This is a genomic window from Streptomyces sp. KPB2, from assembly GCF_003950055.1.
Classification (GTDB): domain Bacteria; phylum Actinomycetota; class Actinomycetes; order Streptomycetales; family Streptomycetaceae; genus Streptomyces; species Streptomyces salinarius.
Window position 1 is genome coordinate 173,421 of the sequence record NZ_CP034353.1, and the last position, 18,168, is coordinate 191,588.

At 73.4% G+C, this 18,168-nt stretch carries 19 protein-coding genes; 9 read left to right on the forward strand and 10 right to left on the reverse strand.

Annotation, left to right across the window (positions count from 1 at the left end; translation table 11 throughout):
* Nucleotides 1–46 precede the first annotated feature (46 nt).
* Nucleotides 47–988, reverse strand: a complete 942-nt coding sequence (locus D1J63_RS00790) for an aldo/keto reductase (protein ID WP_125627265.1) — start codon at nt 986–988, stop codon at nt 47–49.
* Nucleotides 989–1,072: 84 nt separating this feature from the next.
* Between D1J63_RS00790 and D1J63_RS00795 the strand changes: the two genes are divergently transcribed.
* Nucleotides 1,073–1,696, forward strand: a complete 624-nt coding sequence (locus D1J63_RS00795; protein ID WP_164712671.1) for a TetR/AcrR family transcriptional regulator — start codon at nt 1,073–1,075, stop codon at nt 1,694–1,696.
* A gap of 13 nt (nt 1,697–1,709) precedes the next feature.
* On the opposite strand, the gene D1J63_RS00800 is transcribed toward D1J63_RS00795, so the two are convergent.
* The gene (locus D1J63_RS00800) at nt 1,710–3,038 is read right to left on the reverse strand and encodes a GDSL-type esterase/lipase family protein (RefSeq protein WP_125627266.1); all 1,329 of its coding nucleotides are present in this window, start codon (nt 3,036–3,038) and stop codon (nt 1,710–1,712) included.
* A gap of 295 nt (nt 3,039–3,333) precedes the next feature.
* Between D1J63_RS00800 and rpmF the strand changes: the two genes are divergently transcribed.
* Nucleotides 3,334–3,504 carry a 50S ribosomal protein L32 gene (gene rpmF, locus D1J63_RS00805; RefSeq protein WP_125627267.1) on the forward strand — a complete coding sequence of 57 codons (171 nt, stop codon included), beginning with the start codon at nt 3,334–3,336 and terminating at the stop codon, nt 3,502–3,504.
* Between the two features lie 20 nt (nt 3,505–3,524).
* On the opposite strand, the gene D1J63_RS00810 is transcribed toward rpmF, so the two are convergent.
* From D1J63_RS00810 to D1J63_RS00825, 4 genes are all read right to left on the reverse strand, one after another.
* Nucleotides 3,525–4,550 carry a DUF2891 domain-containing protein gene (locus D1J63_RS00810; RefSeq protein ID WP_125627268.1) on the reverse strand — a complete coding sequence of 342 codons (1,026 nt, stop codon included), beginning with the start codon at nt 4,548–4,550 and terminating at the stop codon, nt 3,525–3,527.
* Nucleotides 4,550–5,200 carry a pyroglutamyl-peptidase I gene (gene pcp, locus D1J63_RS00815; protein ID WP_125627269.1) on the reverse strand — a complete coding sequence of 217 codons (651 nt, stop codon included), beginning with the start codon at nt 5,198–5,200 and terminating at the stop codon, nt 4,550–4,552. The genes D1J63_RS00810 and pcp overlap by 1 nt, the downstream gene beginning before the upstream one ends.
* A gap of 80 nt (nt 5,201–5,280) precedes the next feature.
* Nucleotides 5,281–6,255, reverse strand: a complete 975-nt coding sequence (locus D1J63_RS00820) for a DUF979 domain-containing protein (RefSeq protein ID WP_125627270.1) — start codon at nt 6,253–6,255, stop codon at nt 5,281–5,283.
* Nucleotides 6,252–6,971, reverse strand: coding sequence for a DUF969 domain-containing protein (locus D1J63_RS00825; protein WP_125627271.1), 720 nt, complete (start codon nt 6,969–6,971; stop codon nt 6,252–6,254). Before D1J63_RS00825 ends, D1J63_RS00820 begins: the two co-directional genes overlap by 4 nt.
* 217 nt (nt 6,972–7,188) lie before the next feature.
* Here D1J63_RS00825 and D1J63_RS00830 point away from each other — a divergent pair, with 217 nt between their 5' ends.
* Genes D1J63_RS00830 through D1J63_RS00840 form a run of 3 tightly spaced genes read left to right on the forward strand, consistent with a single transcriptional unit; the run spans nt 7,189 to nt 9,514 of the window.
* On the forward strand, nt 7,189–7,941 hold the full coding sequence (locus D1J63_RS00830) for a 5-oxoprolinase subunit PxpA (protein ID WP_125627272.1): 753 nt from the start codon (nt 7,189–7,191) through the stop codon (nt 7,939–7,941).
* Nucleotides 7,938–8,660, forward strand: a complete 723-nt coding sequence (locus tag D1J63_RS00835) for an allophanate hydrolase subunit 1 (RefSeq protein WP_241235495.1) — start codon at nt 7,938–7,940, stop codon at nt 8,658–8,660. Before D1J63_RS00830 ends, D1J63_RS00835 begins: the two co-directional genes overlap by 4 nt.
* A complete protein-coding gene (locus tag D1J63_RS00840; RefSeq protein WP_125627273.1) occupies nt 8,657–9,514 on the forward strand; it encodes a biotin-dependent carboxyltransferase family protein in 858 nt (285 codons plus the stop codon). The genes D1J63_RS00835 and D1J63_RS00840 overlap by 4 nt, the downstream gene beginning before the upstream one ends.
* On the opposite strand, the gene D1J63_RS00845 is transcribed toward D1J63_RS00840, so the two are convergent.
* Nucleotides 9,501–9,899, reverse strand: a complete 399-nt coding sequence (locus D1J63_RS00845; RefSeq protein ID WP_125627274.1) for a DUF2809 domain-containing protein — start codon at nt 9,897–9,899, stop codon at nt 9,501–9,503. The two genes, D1J63_RS00840 and D1J63_RS00845, sit on opposite strands and share 14 nt — an antisense overlap.
* A gap of 149 nt (nt 9,900–10,048) precedes the next feature.
* Here D1J63_RS00845 and D1J63_RS00850 point away from each other — a divergent pair, with 149 nt between their 5' ends.
* The gene (locus D1J63_RS00850; RefSeq protein ID WP_125627275.1) at nt 10,049–11,104 is read left to right on the forward strand and encodes a helix-turn-helix domain-containing protein; all 1,056 of its coding nucleotides are present in this window, start codon (nt 10,049–10,051) and stop codon (nt 11,102–11,104) included.
* On the opposite strand, the gene D1J63_RS00855 is transcribed toward D1J63_RS00850, so the two are convergent.
* On the reverse strand, nt 11,041–12,339 hold the full coding sequence (locus D1J63_RS00855; protein WP_125627276.1) for a hypothetical protein: 1,299 nt from the start codon (nt 12,337–12,339) through the stop codon (nt 11,041–11,043). The two genes, D1J63_RS00850 and D1J63_RS00855, sit on opposite strands and share 64 nt — an antisense overlap.
* Nucleotides 12,333–13,715, reverse strand: coding sequence for a peptidoglycan recognition family protein (locus D1J63_RS00860; protein WP_125627277.1), 1,383 nt, complete (start codon nt 13,713–13,715; stop codon nt 12,333–12,335). Before D1J63_RS00860 ends, D1J63_RS00855 begins: the two co-directional genes overlap by 7 nt.
* Before the next feature lie 302 nt (nt 13,716–14,017).
* On the opposite strand from D1J63_RS00860, the gene D1J63_RS00865 reads away from it, so the two are divergent.
* The 3 genes from D1J63_RS00865 to rhaS all read left to right on the forward strand — a co-directional run bounded on the left by D1J63_RS00865 (nt 14,018) and on the right by rhaS (nt 17,119).
* Nucleotides 14,018–14,464, forward strand: a complete 447-nt coding sequence (locus tag D1J63_RS00865; protein WP_125627278.1) for a MarR family transcriptional regulator — start codon at nt 14,018–14,020, stop codon at nt 14,462–14,464.
* Nucleotides 14,465–14,528: 64 nt separating this feature from the next.
* Nucleotides 14,529–15,875: an MFS transporter gene (locus D1J63_RS00870; protein WP_232249053.1), complete on the forward strand. Its 1,347-nt coding sequence runs from the start codon at nt 14,529–14,531 to the stop codon at nt 15,873–15,875.
* Nucleotides 15,876–16,039: 164 nt separating this feature from the next.
* Nucleotides 16,040–17,119, forward strand: a complete 1,080-nt coding sequence (gene rhaS / locus D1J63_RS00875; protein ID WP_125627280.1) for a rhamnose ABC transporter substrate-binding protein — start codon at nt 16,040–16,042, stop codon at nt 17,117–17,119.
* A 37-nt stretch (nt 17,120–17,156) separates the two neighbouring features.
* On the opposite strand, the gene D1J63_RS00880 is transcribed toward rhaS, so the two are convergent.
* Nucleotides 17,157–18,146, reverse strand: coding sequence for an MASE1 domain-containing protein (locus tag D1J63_RS00880; RefSeq protein WP_102927597.1), 990 nt, complete (start codon nt 18,144–18,146; stop codon nt 17,157–17,159).
* Between the last annotated feature and the right edge of the window lie 22 nt (nt 18,147–18,168).

Sequence of the window (18,168 nt, forward strand, 5' to 3'; positions counted from 1 at the left end):
ACCGGCGCCGCGCACGTCCGGTCAGGCCACCGGGGCCGGATCGCCGTCAGCCGAGCCGCACGTCCGCCGAGCGGCTCCGCACGGCGTCGAGCGCCGCGAGGGACGACTCGTCCAGGGCGATCCCGCCCACGGCGAGGTTCGCTTCCAGGTGGCCGGGGTCGGCGGTGCCGGGGATGAGGAGCACGTTCGGGGCGTGGTGGAGCAGCCAGGCGAGGCCCACCTGGGCCGGCGTCACGCCGAGCGCCTCCGCGACGGTGTGCACCGCGGGCTCGTCGGCGACCTTGGGCATGGCGGGGAACGCGCCGCCGAGCGGGAAGTACGGCACCCAGGCGATGCCCTCGGCGGTGCAGAGCCTCAGCATGTCCTCGTCGTCGCGGCTCACGACGCTGTACGCGTTCTGCACGCAGACGATGCCCGCCGGAAGGGCCCGGCGCAGTCCGTCCAGGGTCACGCTGCTCAGGCCGATCGCGCCGATCTTGCCCTCGTCGCGCAGCCGGGTCAGCTCGGCGAGCTGGTCGTCGAGGTCCACCACCTGGTCGCCCTCGGCGCGCAGGCCGGGGCCCGTGTCGAGGCGGCGCAGGTTGACGACCGCGATCCGGTCGGTGCCGAGGCTCTTGAGGTTGTCCTCGACGCTCGCCCGCAGTTCCTCCGGTCGCTGGGCGGGGCGCAGCGGAAGGGGGCCGCCCGGGTCGGGGTCGGCGCCGACCTTGCTCACGACGACGACGTCGTCCGTCGGGCGCAGCGCCTCGCGGATGACCCCGTTGACGAATCCGTCGCCGTAGAACTGGGCGGTGTCCAGGTGGTCGACACCGCGGTCCACCGCGCGGCGCACGAGGTCGACGGCGGCGGCCCGGTCGGAGTGCAGGCGTTCGAGCTGCATCGCGCCGTAGCCGATCCGCGAGACGGTGCGGCCGGCGAGCGGCCCCGTTCCGCCGGGGCGCGGGGTGCCGGCGTTCGTGGCGCCGGAGGAGGTACCGGTTGACGTCATGGCAAGTCCGTCCTCATGAGAAGATGGCAGAAGCGGAGGACCCTCCGCTTCATCGAATGTAGCACTACCGGAGGACCCTCCGCTTTGAGTCGGGACCAGGAACCGAGCCACGTCACCGATCGGCCCGACGGGCGGACCGGCACCGAGCGGCCGTTGCGCGCCCACGCGCGGCGCAACCGCGAGAAGCTCGTCGCCGCCGCACGGGCCGCGTTCACCGCCGCGGACGACACCGTCCCGCTGGAGGGCATCGCCCGCGCGGCGGGTGTCGGCATCGGCACGCTCTACCGCCACTTCCCCACCCGGGAGGCGCTGGTCGAGGCCGTCTACGCCGCCGAGCTGGACGACGTCACGACCAGTGCCTCCGCGCTGCTGGACGAGCTGCCGCCCGAGCGGGCACTGCGCGCCTGGATGGAGCGCTACGCGGCGTTCGTCGCGACGAAGCGCTCCATGCTCAACACCCTGCACAGCGCCTGGGCCTCGGGACGCCTCGCGACGCCGGCCACCCGCGAGCGCATCACGGCCGCGATCGGCACCGTGCTGGCGGCGGGGGCCCGGGCGGGCACCCTCCGCGCGGACGTCGCACCCGACGACGTCACCGCGATGCTGCTCGGCGTGTTCCTCTCGACGGCCGCCGACGACGAGCCGGAGCGCACCCACCGGCTGCTCGACCTCGTCGTCGACGCCCTTCGCCCGCCCGGGAGTTCATGACCCCGGCGGGCGGTCACCGGCGGGCCGACGCCGCGAGCATCGGGAGCGAGACGATGTCGGCGAGGGCCTGCTGTCCGGCGATGTTGGCGTGGACACCGTCACCGGTGTCGTACGGCGGGTGGATGCTGTTCGACCGCACGGGGTCTTCGAGTACCTGGTCGAAGGGGAGGATCCCGTCACAGGTGCCGCCGCAGCTGTTCCACTTCGAGACGAACGTACCGACCGCGTGCCGGTCGCGGTTGTGCTGGTCCGTGTAGCCCGGGCGGGGGGTGATGGGCGTGACGTACACCTTGATGCCCGCGGCCCGCAGCCTCCGGAAGACCTCGCGGTAACTCGCCTCGATCCGCGCGGCATCACAGCCGGCCGGGAGGTCGTTGGTTCCGTAGTAGTAGAGGACCCCCGTGACCCCGTGCAGGGACAGGACGTCGCGCTCCAGCCGCGCGGCGGCGTCCAGGCCGCGCACCGGCTCACCGATGCCCGGGCAGGTCGCGGCGCTGGTGGTGCCGCCGATGCCCGCGTTGGCGACGGCGAACTGCCGAGTGGGCGGCAGTTCGGAGGTGATCCGCCGGGCGAGGTCGTCGGTCCACCGCAGGTTGGCTCCTGGGCGGCTGCAGCCGGGCCCGCAGTCCGTCGACCCGGTGCCGTCGACGACCGAGCTGCCGTAGGCCACGAGGCTGCCCCGCAGGCGCGGGTTGCGCACGTCGACCGCGCTGACCAGGAGGGTCGAGCCGGTCGTCTCGGTGTACGCGGCGCCGGACGGGTCGGCTGTGTGGTCGCCGGAGCCGGGCGGGGTCAGGTAGTTGGTGCGGAAGGCGCTGTCGTGCCGCCCCGGTGCCACCGTGCCGGAGACGGAGAGCGACACGGCGACGTCGTCCTGCGCGGCGGTGCGGAGCCCGGTGGTGTCGCTCCACACCTCACCGCCGGGCGGCACGACCACCCGGCGCCGGCCGTCGAAGGTGACGGCGCGCGGACGCCCCTCGGTCGCGGCGTCCTTGCCGTCGCTGTGTGCCACGGTCGCCGCGTCGACGGTGAGCGGCGTGTCGCCGAAGGTGTTCTGGACGCGTATCCGGACCGCGTCACCGCCCTGACTCAGGTGGGTGATCATGCGCAGCGACTGGTCGCGCAGCGGGGTGGGCGCGAGGTTCTGCTGCGAGGCGGCCCAGGCCGTGAACCAGGCGCCGCCCCCGGTGTGCCGGTCCGGCCCGGTGCCGGCGGGAGCGGCGGCGGTGCTCGTGGAGGCGGCGAGGACGGAGGACGCCAGGGCGAGGGCCAGGGCGGCCGCGACGCCTCTGGCCAGGGGCGCCCGGGCGGTGGTGAGCGATCGGGCAAGGAGACGGTGCATCGGTGCCTGCCTTCCGACGGGGCTGGACGGGTGCGAACTGGATCCTCCCCGCCCCTCCCCCGCCGCACGCCACGTGGGGCACCGCCACCTCTCCGGCCCCGCGGGCACCTCAACTCCGCGTCCACTGCACGGTGTTGTGGGCGGCAGCCGCCCGGACCGACCGCGAGCGGCACGGGTCGGCACCGCGGTTTAGTAATGAACACCGTTTTCATGTAGCGTCGGGGTCCCAGCACGGCTCCGCCGCTGCCCGAGCGCACGCGGAGCCGTCCGGCCGTCTGCCGAAAGGACCCTTGCCATGGCCGTTCCCAAGCGGAAGATGTCCCGCAGCAACACCCGTCACCGCCGGGCCCGGTGGAAGGCGAGTGCGCCCAGCCTGGTGCCGGTGACGGTGGACGGGGTGACGCTGCGGGTCCCGAGGCATCTGGTGGCCGCATACCGGCGCGGCCTCCTTCGCCCGGAGGACTGACACCCCCGGGCGACGCGAGGTCAGGGGCGCGGGGCCGCCGAGGCCGGCGGATCGAGCGCGAGTGCGGCGAAGGTCGCCAGCCAGTGGTCGGTCGTGAAGTCACCGCGCGCCACCGCCGGCAGGCCCGCCGTGAGGTGCGCGGCCGCCGCCTCGGCCAGGCGCGCGCGGACCGGACCGTCCGGCAGCGCCTCGGCGAGGGAGCGCAGCGCGGCGGCCCTGCTGAGCGTCAGGCCGAGCAGATGGCCGATCTGCGGGTCCGCGTGGTCGGAGACCACCGGCACCTCCAGCAGCGCGCAGGGAGCGCCGGTGCCGAGCACGGGCAGGAAGCGGTCCAGCCACGCCGCGAGCCGCTCGGGTGCGAGCACCCTGCGCATCGCGTCGGCCTCGGTGAGCGCCGGGGACAGGAAGTCCTGCCCCGACGGTTCCCAGTGCGCGGGCGCGTCGTGGTCGTCGGCGAACCAGCTCAGCAGGCGGTCCCGGACGGCCCGGTCGGTCCCGGCCGACAGCTCGCCCGAGTCCAGTGCGAGGCTCAGCGCGAAGGCGCTGTTGGGGTGGTTGCCGTGCCGCACGGGATAGGTGGCCCTGGGCAGCCAGTCGGCCAGCAGTCCGTCGACGGCGTCCACGGCCGGCCGCAGTGCCCCGGTCCAGCGCTCGCCCTCCGCGCCGCCGTGCGCCCGGCACTCGGCGGCGAGTGCGAGCAGCCACGCCCAGCCGTAGGGACGCTCGAAGGAGGGGCGGTCGCGCAGGTAGGCGGCCTCGGCGGCGAGGTTGGCGGGGGTGAGGTGGCGGTCGAGGACGTCGACGACCGCCTCGGTGCCGGGGAGTGCGGGGGTGCCGCCGTGCCGGCGGAGCAGACGGACGAGCAGCCAGTGCATGTGCACCGAGGAGTGCCAGTCGTAGGCGCCGTAGAAGGCCGGGTGCAGGGAGCGGGGTTCGAGGTGCTCGTCGGCCGAGGTGATCAGGTGGGCGGGGAAGTTGGGGTACTCGCGGGTGATGTTCGCCAGGGCGAGCTGGGCGAAGGTGGCCGCGTGGGCGCTCAGCGGCATCAGTGGGTGGCTCCTTCGGTGACCTTCAGGTCCTGCTCGGCGGGGGTGCGGGCGGCGGTGGCCAGCAGGGCGCGCAGGCCGTGGGCGACGGTGGCGGGCGGCAGGGCGGGCGCGGTGCCGTCGGGCACCTGTTCCGGCGCCCAGGGCACGTGCGCGAACCCGCCGCGTACGTGGGGGAACTCGGTGGCGACGAGGTGGCCGAGGCCGTAGGCCACGTGGTTGCAGACGAAGGTGCCGGCCGTGTTGGAGACGGCGGCCGGGACGCCCGCCTCGCGCATCGCGGCGACGCACGCCTTGAGGGGGAGGGTGGAGAAGTAGGCGGCGGGGCCGCCCGGGACCACCGGTTCGTCGATGGGCTGTCCGCCGGCGTTGTCGGGGATGCGGGCGTCGTCGACGTTGATGCCGACCCGCTCCACGGTGACGCCCGGGCGCCCGCCCGCCTGGCCCAGGCAGAGCACCAGGTCGGGTGCCAGGTCCCGGATCGCCTCGCGCAGGACGTCGAGGGACTCGCCGAAGACGCAGGGCAGTTCGACGGCGGTCACGGTGAGACCGGTGGGCGGCTCGGCGGCCACCAGGGACGCCGCCTGCCAGGACGGGTTCACGCGCTCGCCGCCGAAGGGGGCGAAGCCGGTGATGAGGACACGGGTCATGGGCGTTCCTTGCCTTGCGGGTCGGGTCGTACGGGTGCCGGCGCGGGCGGGCCCGGGCGGGCGGTCGCCGGGCGGGACGGTCAGAAGGCGAAGAGCGCCATGATGACCGTGCAGCAGCCGAGCAGCGCGATGCCCGTCGGCAGCTGTGCCTTGATCGGCCCGTACTGGTCCTTCAGTTCGAGCAGCGTGGCCGGGACGATGTTGAAGTTCGCGGCCATCGGCGTGCAGAGGGTGCCGGCGAAGCCGGCCAGCATGCCGATCGCGAGGACGGCGGGCTCGTTGCCGTGCATCTGCTGGATGAGGACCGGCCAGCCGATCGCCGCGGTCATCACGGGGAAGGCGGCGAAGGCGTTGCCCATGATGACGGTGAACAGGAACATGCCCACGCAGTAGGCGACGACGGCGAAGTACTTGGAGTCGTCGGGCAGGACCTTATTCATGATGTCCCCGACCTGGTCGCCGACCCCGGCGGCGGCGAAGATCGAGCCGAGCACGGCCAGGAGCTGGGGCAGCAGCAGGGCGGAGCCCATCGCCTCCAGCATGGAGCGGCCGGAGTGGATCGGGACGGAGATCTTCTTCTCGCCGGTCACCAGCATCCCGACGACGAGCGCGGCGATGCAGCCGAGGCCGAGCCCGAGGAGGGTGGCCTTGCCCGACTCGAAGAGCCCGGACTCGTCCAGCAGGGAGGCGCAGACGATCGCGACGAGCGGGATGGTCAGCGCGGGAATGAAGATCTTGCTGCCGAGCCGGGAGGCGGCGGCCTCGCGCTGTTCGCCGGTCGTGGTGACCGGGACGCCCTTGCCGAGGAAGTTGAAGCCGGCCAGCACGATCAGGGCCAGGACGGCGACGCCGAGCGGTTCGGCGGGCAGGGTCCAGCCGCCGTTGCCCGCGGTGGCGTTGGCGACGCCGGTGCCGTAGGGGAAGGTGAGTCCGAGCAGGCCCCAGAAGGCGGCGGACGTCCACCGCTTCGGGTTGCTGCGGTCCGCGGCCATCTGCACGGCCATGACCACGAAGACGAGGCCTATCAGCCAGTACAGCCATTCGACCTTGATCACTTGTCGGCCCCCTCGGGAAGCGGAAGGTCGTGTTCGGCGGCGGCCTGCGCCATCTCGCGCTCGAGCTGCCTGTCCATGAGCAGCAACCGGGCGCCGTGGATGAGGAAGGCGCAGACGGCGAGCGGGATCGCCCACAGGGCGAGCTGGGTCGGCTCGATGTCCTGGTGGTACGTGGAGTTCACGAATCCGGTGATCAGCAGGATGGAGCCGATGGCGATGAAGCAGTCCTCGCCGAAGAAGACGCCCACGGTGTCGGCCGAGGCCGAGTAGGAGCGGACCTTCTCGCGCAGCTTGTCGGGCAGCTTGGCCCCGGTGGAGCGTTCGGCGGCGGCCTCGGCCATCGGTGCCACCAGGGGCCGCACGGTCTGCGCCGGGCCGCCGATGCTGTTCAGGCCGAAGGCCGCGGTGACCTGCCGGACCAGCAGGTAGACGGTGAGGAACCGGCCGGCGCTGAGCTTGCCCAGCCGGCCGATGAGATTGCGGGCCTGCTCGCGCAGGCCGTAGCGCTCGAGCAGCCCGATCACCGGGAGCACGATGGCGTAGACGGTGACCGAGCGGCTGTCGGCGAACGACCGGCCGAAGGCCGCGAGGACCTCCAGCGGGTTCATCTTGCCGAGCAGTCCGGTGACGATACCGGCGACGCCCACCACGAGGACGGGGTTGCGGCGCGTGACGAATCCGAGGATCACCACGACCACACCGAGGAGAACGATCATTCGGTGGCCTTCTTCAGGCATGAGGGGGCAGGGCACGGATCCGGAGCTTCGGAACGTGACTCATCGGTCCCGGGGACCATAGCTCCAGATACGTGGCAGATGCACGGACACTAGCGATCGTTGAACGATCTAACAAGAGGTGAATCCTCACCGATGTGGAAGCGGACAACCCGGAGGTCTCTTGTCGGATCGTTCAACGATCGTCTACGTTCAAGGTGTGATCGACCTCAACGCAGATCTCGGTGAAGGCTTCGGCCGCTGGACCCTCACCGACGACGACGCCCTGCTCTCCGTCGTCACCAGCGCCAACGTCGCCTGCGGATTCCACGCGGGCGACCCCTCGGTGATGCGCCGCGTCTGCGACCTCGCCGCGGAGCGCGGGGTGCGGATCGGGGCGCAGGTGTCCTACCGCGACCTGGCGGGCTTCGGACGACGTGCCATGGACGTGCCCGCGGACGAGCTGACGGCCGAGGTGGCGTACCAGATCGGCGCGCTCCGGGTCTTCGCCGAGGCCGCCGGGGCCACGGTCGCCTACGTCAAGCCGCACGGCGCGCTCTACAACCGCACCGTCCACGACGACGGGCAGGCCCGTGCGGTCGTGGCCGGGGTACGGCTGGCGGGCGGCGCGCTGCCGGTGCTGGGCCTGCCCGGCTCGCGGCTGCTCACGGCCGCCGCGGACGCGGGACTCACCGGCGTGCCGGAGGCCTTCGCGGACCGCGCCTACACCGCGCGGGGCACCCTGGTCCCCCGCGGTGAGCCGGGCTCGGTGGTGACGGACGGGGACGCGGTGGTACGCCGTGCGGTGGCCTTCGCCGTGAAGGGGTCCGTCGAGTCGGTGGACGGCACCACCGTCGCGGTCGCCGCCCGTTCGCTGTGCGTGCACGGCGACACACCGAACGCCGCCCGGATCGCCGCCCGGGTGCGTGCGGCGCTGGAGACGGCCGGGGTCGGGATCGGGGCCTTCGCATGAGCGGTGCCCGGTCCCTCACGGCGCGTCCCGCCGGCGTCCACGCCCTCCTCGTCGAGCTGTCCGACGCCGAGCACACCGCGGCCTTCCACGCCGAGGTGCTGCGCCGGCGCGCCGCCGGCACGCTGCCGCCGGTCACCGAGGTGGTTCCGGGGGCGCGGACCGTCCTGCTGGACGGCGTGTCGGACCCCCGGGCGCTGGCCCGCGCGGTCGCCGGCTGGGAGGTGCCGCCGGTCGCGGACGACACGGGCGACGTGGTGGAGATCCCCGTGCGCTACGACGGACCGGACCTGGCCGACGTGGCGGCGCTGTGGGGGGTCGCGCCGGACGAGGTCGGCGCGTGCCACCGCGCGCACACCTACCGGGTCGCGTTCTGCGGCTTCGCGCCCGGGTTCGGCTATCTCACCGGGCTGCCGCCCCGGCTGCACGTTCCGCGCCGGTCCACGCCGCGGACCCGTGTGCCGGCCGGCGCGGTGGCCCTCGCCGGTCCGTACAGCGCCGTCTATCCCCGCGCCACTCCGGGCGGCTGGCAGCTGATCGGCACCATGCCCGACCCGCGTCCGCTGTGGGACCCGGCGCGGGAGCGGGCCGCGCTCCTCACGCCGGGGACGCGCGTGCGGTTCGTCACAGCGGACGACGTCACGGCCACCGGCGCCCCGGCGGGCGGCGCCCCGACCGGCGTCGGCGTCGCGGCCGGGACGAGCCCGGAGGCCGGGGCATGACGGTCAGGCTGACGACGGTGCGCTCCGGTGCGCTCACCACGGTGCAGGACGCCGGCCGGGCCGGCCACGCCCACCTGGGTGTCCCCCGCTCCGGCGCGCTGGACGCGCCCGCGATGCGGCTCGCCAACCGTCTCCTCGGCAACGATCCCGACGCCGCCGTCCTGGAGACGACGGTGACCGGCTGCGCCCTGCGGGCCGACCGGGACGTCGCCGTCGTGGTCGGCGGGGCGCCCTGCCCGGTGACGGTCGACGGCAGGCCGGCCGCCTGGGGCTCGCCGGTGCGGGTGCCGGCGGGCGCGGTCCTGGACGTCGGGACGGTGACCGCGGGCGTCCGCTCGTACATCGCCGTCGCGGGCGGCGTCGCCGCCCACCCCGTCCTGGGCAGCCGTTCGACGGACCTGCTGTCGGGGCTGGGTCCCTCCCCCCTGCGGGGCGGGGACGTCGTGGCGGTGGGCGCCCCTTCGGGGCCGGTGCCGCTGCCCGTCGCCGCCCCCTGGCCCGGGCCGCCCGCCGAACTGGTCCTGCCGGTGCGCCCGGGTCCCCGTGCCGACTGGTTCGCCCCGGCCGCGCTGCGCACGCTCACCTCGGCCGCCTACCGCGTCTCCCCGCACAGCAACCGCATCGGCCTGCGCACCGAGGGGCCGCCGCTGCAGCGCACGTCGACGGGCGAACTGCCCAGCGAGGGCATGGTCCTGGGGGCCGTACAGGTCCCGCCGGACGGACGCCCGGTGATCTTCCTGCACGACCACCCGACGACGGGCGGCTACCCGGTGATCGCGGTCGTCCCGGAGCCGGCTCTCGCGGCGGCGGCCCAGGCAGCGGTCGGGACACCGGTGCGCTTCACCGTCGCCTGACGACCAGCGGGCCGGTCACCGCGCCGACCGCGTACCAGAACAGATCCGGCGCGTTGAAGGTGGAACCCAGGACCAGACGGGCGGCCGTGCTCTGCCGGGCGAGGTGCGCCGGCCCGTCGGTGAGCTGGAGGAACTCCACGCCCCAGCTCACCGCCAGGGCCAGTGCGGCGGCCCTGATCGGTGCCGTCCCCGGCGCCACCACGAGGACGAGGGCGAACAGCAGCAGGGTGTACAGCGCGTCGCCGCCGTACTTGGCCACCTCCCCCGTCGCCACGGCCCTGAGCGTCAGTCCGGCACCGACGATCACGGCTGCGGCCCCGGCGGCCGCGAGACGCGTCCGCGTCGGGTCGTCCCGCGCGGCGGCCCCGGTGGAGGAGGAAGTCATGCGCCCATTGTGCGGTCGGCTCCGTCGCCGGTTCTCCGCGGGCTCTGGCGGACGCGCGTAGACCTCGGGCACCATCGTCTGGCACCGCACGACTGCGTGGTCAGCTTTCTTCCGCGAGAACCCGCCGGGACGCGAGTGGAGTGGGGTCAGTGCTTCAAGTCGAGTTCGACCAGGGTGCGTTGGCCCGGTTACGGGTGGCCCGCGGCACCGACGCCCTCTGGGAGACGGTGCTGAGCCTCCACCTGCTCCAGAACGGCCAGGAGTTCCTGACCTACGGCCCCTGGCGCCGCGAGGTGCGCCGGGCCCTCCACCGGGCCGGACTGGCCGACGATGTCAGGGCGTTGATGCCCCTGTGTCCGGCCGTCGGTTACTTCCCGGACTTCCTGACGCCCGGTCACGGCGACCTCGGTCTCGAGGACGCCGTCGACCGGGTGCAGTCGACGCCCCGGCGCCGGCTCGTCGCCGAACTGACCCGGTTGGGTGCTCGGTCGCACCGTCCCGTGCCGCGCAGCGTACGGTGGGTCGCCACCGGGGAGTCGGCGGCACTGCGGTGGCTCGGCGGCACACTGCGGAGATACCACGCGCTGGCCGTGGCCCCGTACCTGTCCGTGATCCGCGCCCGGGCCGGCGAGGACCGTGCCCGCCGGGCCGAGGCGGCGCTCGCCGGCGGGGCGGAGGCGCTGCTGGGGAGCTACGCGGAACTGCCGGGCTGGCGGCGGCCGGACGGTACCCGGCTCGCCGCCCCCTACCCCGAGTCCCGGGTGCTGCGGCTGGGCGGGCGCCCGCTGACGCTGGTGCCCGCCTTCTTCTGCGTACGCACCCCACTGGCCCTGGTGGACGAGTCGCTGCCGCACGTGCTGGTGCATCCGCTGGACCCGGAGCCGGGCTGGCTCGCGCGGTCGCGGGCCGGGGCGGCCGGGCCGTCCGTCGCACAGCTGATCGGCGCCTCCCGGGCCTGGATGCTGGAGTCCCTGGAGGCGCCGATGACGACGACGGCCCTGGCCGGCGCGTTGCGCCTGGCCCCCTCCACGGCGAGCCGGCACGCCGCCGTGCTGCGCGAGGCGGGGCTGGTGAGCACCCGGCGCGAGGGCAACCGGGTGCTGCACCGCCGCACGGCGCTCGGGTCCGCCCTCCTGGAGGCTCAGCAGGTGGGCACGCCCGGGAGCCAGGCGTCGGCCACGTCGATGAAGATGTTGGAGACGTAACCGCCGTAGTCGGGCAGGTAGGACCAGGCGTCGTTGCTGTAGCCGTCGTAGTTCACGAGCTGGCCGTGGACCTGGCAGCGCACCCGCACGGTCGTGGGCCCGGGCAGACTCGCCACGCGCGTGGACGCGGTCGTCGCCTGCTGCCGGATGCTCACGTCGGTGCCCCAGGTCGGGAACGACGTGGTGTCGCCGCCGCCCTCGGTCCACAGGTAGGTGACGGTCACCCAGCCGTTGTCGTTCAGGCCGACGTTGTAGAAGGTGCCGTCGGCGAGGTCGATGCCGGCCGGGTTGGCGACCTGCCGGCCGAACTCGTCGCGTCCGCCGTTGTAGCCGTCCTCGTACGCGGCTTGCGCCTCGGGCAGCCCCTGCGGGAGGTCCTTCCACTGCTCGCGCACCGACGAGGGGTTCCAGTGGTCGTCGTGGGTGTTCCACGGGCCGACGTCCCACACGGGCGCCGTCTCGCAGCGGGCCGGCCCGCACACCTGCACCGAGTACTGGCCGCTGCCGTTGGGTGACAGGGCGCGGCGGGAGGGGAGCGCCACGAAGTGGTCGTTGGCCTGGATGACGTGCCCGTTGGCGGTGGTGTGCCCGACGAGGCCCTCGCGGGTGGCGTAGACGCGGGCGGAGAAGGCGGAGGCCCTGGTCGTCGGCGTGGGCTCGGCGGGCGCGGTGCCCGTGTCGTGGGCCGTCAGGGTCACCGCCCGTACGGCCGCGGTGGGTTCGCCCTTGGCGTTCCACAGGGTGAGCCGGGTCTGGACGTCGACGACGTACCGGGGCAGGTCGGCCGGGGCGCCGGCCGCCGCCCGCCGCCACTCGGTCCAGGTGCCGTCGGCCGCGCGTCCGCGCACGTCGACCTCGACGCTCGCCGCGTCGGGCACCGTCGCGTCGAGGTCCACGGCTACCCGGTTCACGGGCCGGTCCACGTGGTGTGTCTCCAGTACGGCGGAGGCGTAGCCGCGGTCCCGGCCGAGGGAGGCGGGGCTGACGGAGCCGTCCCGCACCCGCAGGGCGCCCGCGTCGTACCGGACGTTGACGTCGTCGGCACCGGTCCGGGACAGGTCCGCGCGCCAGGACACCGGGGCGGGCGGGACCGCGGCGTCGGCGGCCGGGGCGGGCCCGGCGGCAAGGGCCGTACCGGCGAGGGCGAGCAGGCACACGGTACCGGTCAGGGCGCGGGTGGTGCGGGGTCTGCGGCGCGGGGCGGATCCGCGGCGCCGGGAGGAAGGGGTCAGCATGTGGGCACTCCTGGGAGCCAGGCGTCGTCGACGTCGATGAAGATGTTGGAGACGTAACCGCCGCGGTCGGGCAGGTACGACCAGGCGTCGTTGCTGTAGCCGTCGTACTCGACGAGGCCGCCGTGGACCTGGCAGGCCACGCGGACGGTCGTCGGTCCGGGCAGACTCGCCACCCGTGCGGAGTCGGTCGTCGGCTCCTGACGGATGCTCACGTGGCTGCCCCAGGTGGGGAAGGGGGTGCCGGTGGCGCCGTCGCCGTCGCCCTGAACCAGGCTCATGTAGTAGGCCCAGTCCCAGTTCGGGCCGGGGTCGGTGTGGTCGTTGCCGGGGACCTCGCTGTGTCCGACGATGTGCGCGCGGTCCCTGGGGATGCCGTACTTGTCGGTGAGGTAGCGGGTCAGCGCAGCCGAGGAGCGGTACATGGCGTCGGTGAACCAGGCGGGGTCGTCGACGTAGCCCTCGTGCTCCACGCCGACGGAGTAGGGGTTGGCCGAGCGGGCGTGCCAGGCGGTGTCGCCCTCGCGGACCGTCTGGGTGATCTGCCCGTCGGAGGAGCGCACCACGTAGTGGGCGCTGACCTGGGCGGACGGGTTCTGGAACCAGCTGATGGACCCCGCGTAGGAGCCCTGGGTGACGTGGACGACCACGGTGGTGATCGCCGAACTGCGGCCTGCGGCGTAGTTGCCGGAGTAGGCCGGGTTCCACAGCGCCGAGGGGTATTCGGCGGCCGCGGCGAGCCCCGCGTCGGCGTCGGTCCCCGCGTACGGCCCGCGTTCGGGCCGCACCCTGTGCGGGGCGACGGTGATCCGTTCGCCGCCGTCGACGCGGGTCCGGACGCCGTCGGCGAGGAGGTCGTAGACGGCGTCGGCGTACAGCCGGGCCGTGGCTCTGCCGCCGGGGGCGCCGTAGCGGGCGGTGACGGGGTACCAGGCGCCGAGCCGGTCGCGGTCGGCGGCGTCGAGTCCGGCCTCGTCGGCCAGGGCGCGCAGTACGGCGGCGGCGCCGTCGATGTTGGCGCCGGTGTCCCCTCGGAGGTCGGCGAGGCTCGCGCCGGTGAGCCGCGCGGCCTGCTCCAGGGTGTGCCGTTCGGGGTTGCTGACCAGGTGCATCATGCCGTAGCCGTTGTCCTGGCTGGGCAGTCCGGCGTGGTCGTCGAGGCGGGTCTCGCCGTAGCCGACGGCGACCAGCAGGTCCCGGGGGACGTCATGGGCCTCGGCGGCGCGGGCGAACGCCGTGGTGACGGAGGTGCCGGGCGGGGCGGACGGTGCGGCGGCGGCCGGGGACGGAGGGCCGGTCAGCGGCAGGGCCAGGGCAGCCGCGACGGCCGTCGCGCACAGTGCGGTGCGCGCACGTCTGGCGGGGAGTCCGGAGGACATGTGGGGTGCTCCGCTCTCTCCGGTGCCCGTGGGGGGCGGGGTGGCGGCCGCACGGGCACCGGGAGGGCGCGGCCGACCGGGCGCGCGGGCCGAATCCGTCCATGAGGCACGGGAGTTGCCCGCACACCGGCCGTCGCATGATGGATCGACCGACTTGTCGTGAGCAAGTCATTGCAGCGTGAGCGAAACACCTCGCGGTCACGCGCGCGGCCCCGTGCACAGTCGGCACCCGTCACCCGCTCACCCGTCGACATATACAGCCAAGCCTGTACAGCCCGCCCTGTGGACATTAGTCTGGAGCCATGAGCGAGAACGAGAGCCCCTCACCCTCGGCCGTCCAGGCGTCGCGCGAGGTCCGTGCGGTCATCAGCCGGTTGCGCCGCCGCATCCTGAAGGCGTCCGAGGTCGAGGACCTCACCCTGGGTCAGTCCTCGGTCCTGGCCAGGCTCTCCGACAAGGGGGGCGTCACGGCCAGCGAGCTCGCCGCCACCGAAGGCGTCCGGCACCAGTCGATGACGGCGACGATCTCGGCACTCGCTTCCAAGGGCCTGGTCGACCGGCAGCCCGACCCGGACGACGGGCGCCGCCTGCTGATCACGCTGACCGCCGAGGGCGTGCGCCGCGTGGAGGAAGGGCGGCAGGTCCGGACGGAATGGCTCGCCGACCGGCTGCAGGCCAGGTGCACGGAGGAGGAACGTCGCGCGGTGATCGCGACCATGGCCGTCCTGGAGCGACTGACCCGTGACTGACGCGAAGGCGGGCCCGGCGGTCGGAGCGGGGAAACCCGGCTTCGACCGCGGACTGCTGCCGCCGATGCTGCTCGGTTCGGTACTGAACCCGATCAACTCCACGATCATCGCGGTCGCCCTGGTGCCGATCGGCAGGGCGCTCGGCGCGCCGGCCGCGCAGACCGCCTGGCTGGTCTCCGCCCTCTATCTGGCCACCTCGCTCGGGCAGCCGGTCGTCGGCCGGCTCATCGACGTCTTCGGGCCGCGCCGGCTCTTCCTCCTCGGCACCGGCCTCGTGGGCGTCGCCGGCGTCGCCGGCGCCCTGTCCCCGAACCTGGGCGTTCTGATCGGCGCACGCGTCCTGCTCGGGTTCGGCACCTGCGCCGGCTATCCGGCGGCGATGGCGCTGGTGCGCAGTGAGGCCCAGCGGACCGGGCGGGACAGTCCCGGCGGGGTGCTCACCGCGCTCGCGGTCGCCAACCAGACCATCGCCGTCGTCGGCCCGCTGCTGGGCGGTCTGCTGATCGCGGTGGGCGGCTGGCGCGCCACCTTCGCGCTGAACGTGCCCCTGGCCGTCGCCGCCGTCCTGCTGGGTCTGCTGCGGCTGCCCAAGGCGGACCCGGCGAGCGGTTCCACGCGACACGGACACCTGGCCGCCCGGCTCGACCTGCCCGGCATGGGCCTGTTCGCCGCCATGCTCGTCACGCTGCTGCTCTTCCTGATGAACCCGCATCCGAGCGACTGGTACCTGCTCGCCCTCTCGGCCGCCGCCGCAGCCGCGTTCGCGGTCCGGGAGCTGCGGGCCGCCACCCCGTTCGTCGACCTGCGCGTGCTCGGCGGCAACACCCCGCTACTGGCCACCTACGGGCGGGCACTCGTCGCCTACGTCGTCGCGTACGCCTTCCTCTACGGCTTCACCCAGTGGACCGAGGAGGGCTTCGGGCTGACGCCCTTCCACGCCGGTCTGGTGCAGATGCCCATGTTCCTGCTGGCGATCGGGGTCTCGATCGTGTCGGGGCGCAGCACGGGCGTACGGGGCAGGCTGCTGCTCGGCGCGGCCGGGCAGATCGTCGCGTGCCTGGTGATCCTCACGCTGACCGGGGACAGCCCGCTGTGGACACTGCTCCTGGTCGCGCTGGTCTTCGGCGTCCCGCAGGGGCTGAACAACCTGGCCCTGCAGAACTCCGTCTACTTCCAGGCCGATCCGGAGCGCACCGCCTCCTCGGCCGGGCTGCTGCGCACGTTCGCCTACATCGGCTCGATGGTCGCCTCCTCGGCGACGGCCGCCTCCTTCGGGCAACACGCCGACACCGGCGGCCTGCACCGGCTCGCCTGGGTCATGCTCGGCGCCGGTGTGCTGTATCTGCTGCTCACCCTCTTCGACCGCACGCTCGGCCGGGCGTCGGGGGCGGGCACACGGGCCCCGGCCTGAGCAACTTCCGGCGGGGCACGCCCGCGGGGCCGCGGGCCCAAGAACTGTTTCCCGCAAGTGCATTGACCGCGACGATCTTTCTGCCTAACGTCCGGTCAAGCTTCATTGAATCCTTTCAGTGCCCCTGCCCCCCACGCCAGGGCGGCCCCACGCGAAAGAAGCGCATGCACAAGACCCCCTCCCGCCGTGCCTCCGTACTCGTCGCCGCCGTTTCCTCCCTGAGTCTTCTCACCGCCGCGTGCGGTGACGGCGACGGCCCGGCGGGCGGCGACACGACGGCGAACGCCAAGAACGCCGAGGCCTCCCCCAACGCGCCCACCAGGACGGGCCTGACCGTCGGCTTCCTTCCCAAGCAGGTCAACACGCCGTACTTCTCGGTCGCCGACCGGGGCGGGGAGCGCGCCGTCAAGTCACTGGGCTCGACCTTCAAGGAGGTGGGCACGGACCAGGGCGCCGACGCCTCCGGGCAGGTGTCCCACATCGACGACCTCACCGAGCAGAAGGTCGACGCCATCGCGGTCTCGGCGCTGGACCCCGACGCGCTGTGCAACGCCCTGAAGCAGGCCATGGACGAGGGCATCAAGGTCGTCACCTACGACTCCGACACGAAGCCGGAGTGCCGCTACGCCTTCGTCTCTCCCGCGAGCGCCGAGGACATCGCCGTACGGCAGCTGGAGCTGCTCGGTGAGCAGACCGGCTACAAGGGGGACATCGCGATCCTGTCCGCCGCCCGGACTGCGACGAACCAGAACGCCTGGATCAGCAGCATCAAGAAGGAGCTGGAGGATCCGCGGTACAAGGACATGCGGCTGGTGGACGTCGTCTACGGGGACGACGAGGCGGAGAAGTCGTACCGGAAGGCCGAGGAACTGCTCCGGGAGCACAAGAACCTGAAGGGGATCATCTCCCCCACCACCAACGGGATCAAGGCGGCCGCGAAGTACCTCTCCCAGTCGTCGCACAAGGGCGAGGTGAAGCTCACCGGGCTCGGCGCGCCCAACGACATGCGTCCGTACATCGAGGACGGCACGGTGGAGGCGTTCCTGCTGTGGGACCCGGCCAAGCTCGGTGAGCTGGCCGGTCACGCCGCGGTGGCCCTCGCCTCGGGGCAGATCACCGGCCGGGAGGGGCAGATGTTCCTCGCCGGGGACTTGGGCTGGTTCAAACTCGGTGCGAACGGCGTCATCACCCTCGGCGACCCGACGGTCTTCGACGCCGGGAACATCGACGACTACGACTTCTGACCTCCCCGCGCCGGGCGGCGGGGCGCCGCCGCCGGGCTCACGGGACACCCCTTTCGTGCGGCCCCGGACTGCCGGAGCCACCGGCGTTCAGGTGTTGCAGCGCCTCGACCAGCTCCTGACAGGCCAGTTCCACCGACCGCCTGGTGTGGAGCTGTTCGCTGATCACCGCGGACAGCAGGAGCGCGGTCAGTCCCAGCGTCCCGTTGAACGCCTGGAGCTTCATCATCGTCTCGACGTCGGTCAGCTTCCCGAAGGACCCGGCATCCTGCCGGGCCACGACCGTGGCCATCACCGACACGAACAGTGCGCACGGGATACCGCCCGCCAGCTGGAAGCGCAGCACCGACCAGATCAGGATCGGATAGGCCAGGAAGAGCACGCTCACCGAGCTGTACATGATCAGGGGCACCAGGACGCACACGGCCGCGGTGAGCCCGAGGGCCTCGGCCCAGCGCACGGACGGGGGCGGCAGGCGGGCGCGGTACAGCAGGAGCAGCAGCGGGGTGACGAGGACGACTCCCATCGCGTCGCCGACCCACCAGGCCAGCCAGACGATCCCAAGATGGTCGGTGGGAAGTTTGTCCGACAGCACGAGCATGCCGACGCCCGCCCACGAGCTGATCAGCATGGCGGTCAGCGCCCCCAGGAAGACGAGCGCCAGCCCGTCCCGGAGGCGGCTCAGGCTCACGCGGAACCCCACCGCGCGCAGCATCAGCCAGGCGCAGACGGGGGCGGCGGTGTTGCCGGCCACGATGCCGACGCTTTCGACGTCCGGGACCCCCAGGGAGAGGATGACGAGCAGCGCGCCGAGGGCGATGCCCGGCACGCACCAGGGCCCGAACAGGAGCAGGCAGGTGACCGCGAGGCCGGTGGGCGGCCAGATGGGCGTGACGACCGCACCGTCGGCGGTCAGCTGCTGGGACAGCCCGATCCGGCCCGCCGCGTAGTAGCAACCGGCGACCAGCAGCGTGGCACAGACGACGACGACCGGTCTCGGCCATGCACGGATACCCAGCACAGCAGCCATCAGACACCGGTGCCGCCGGGCC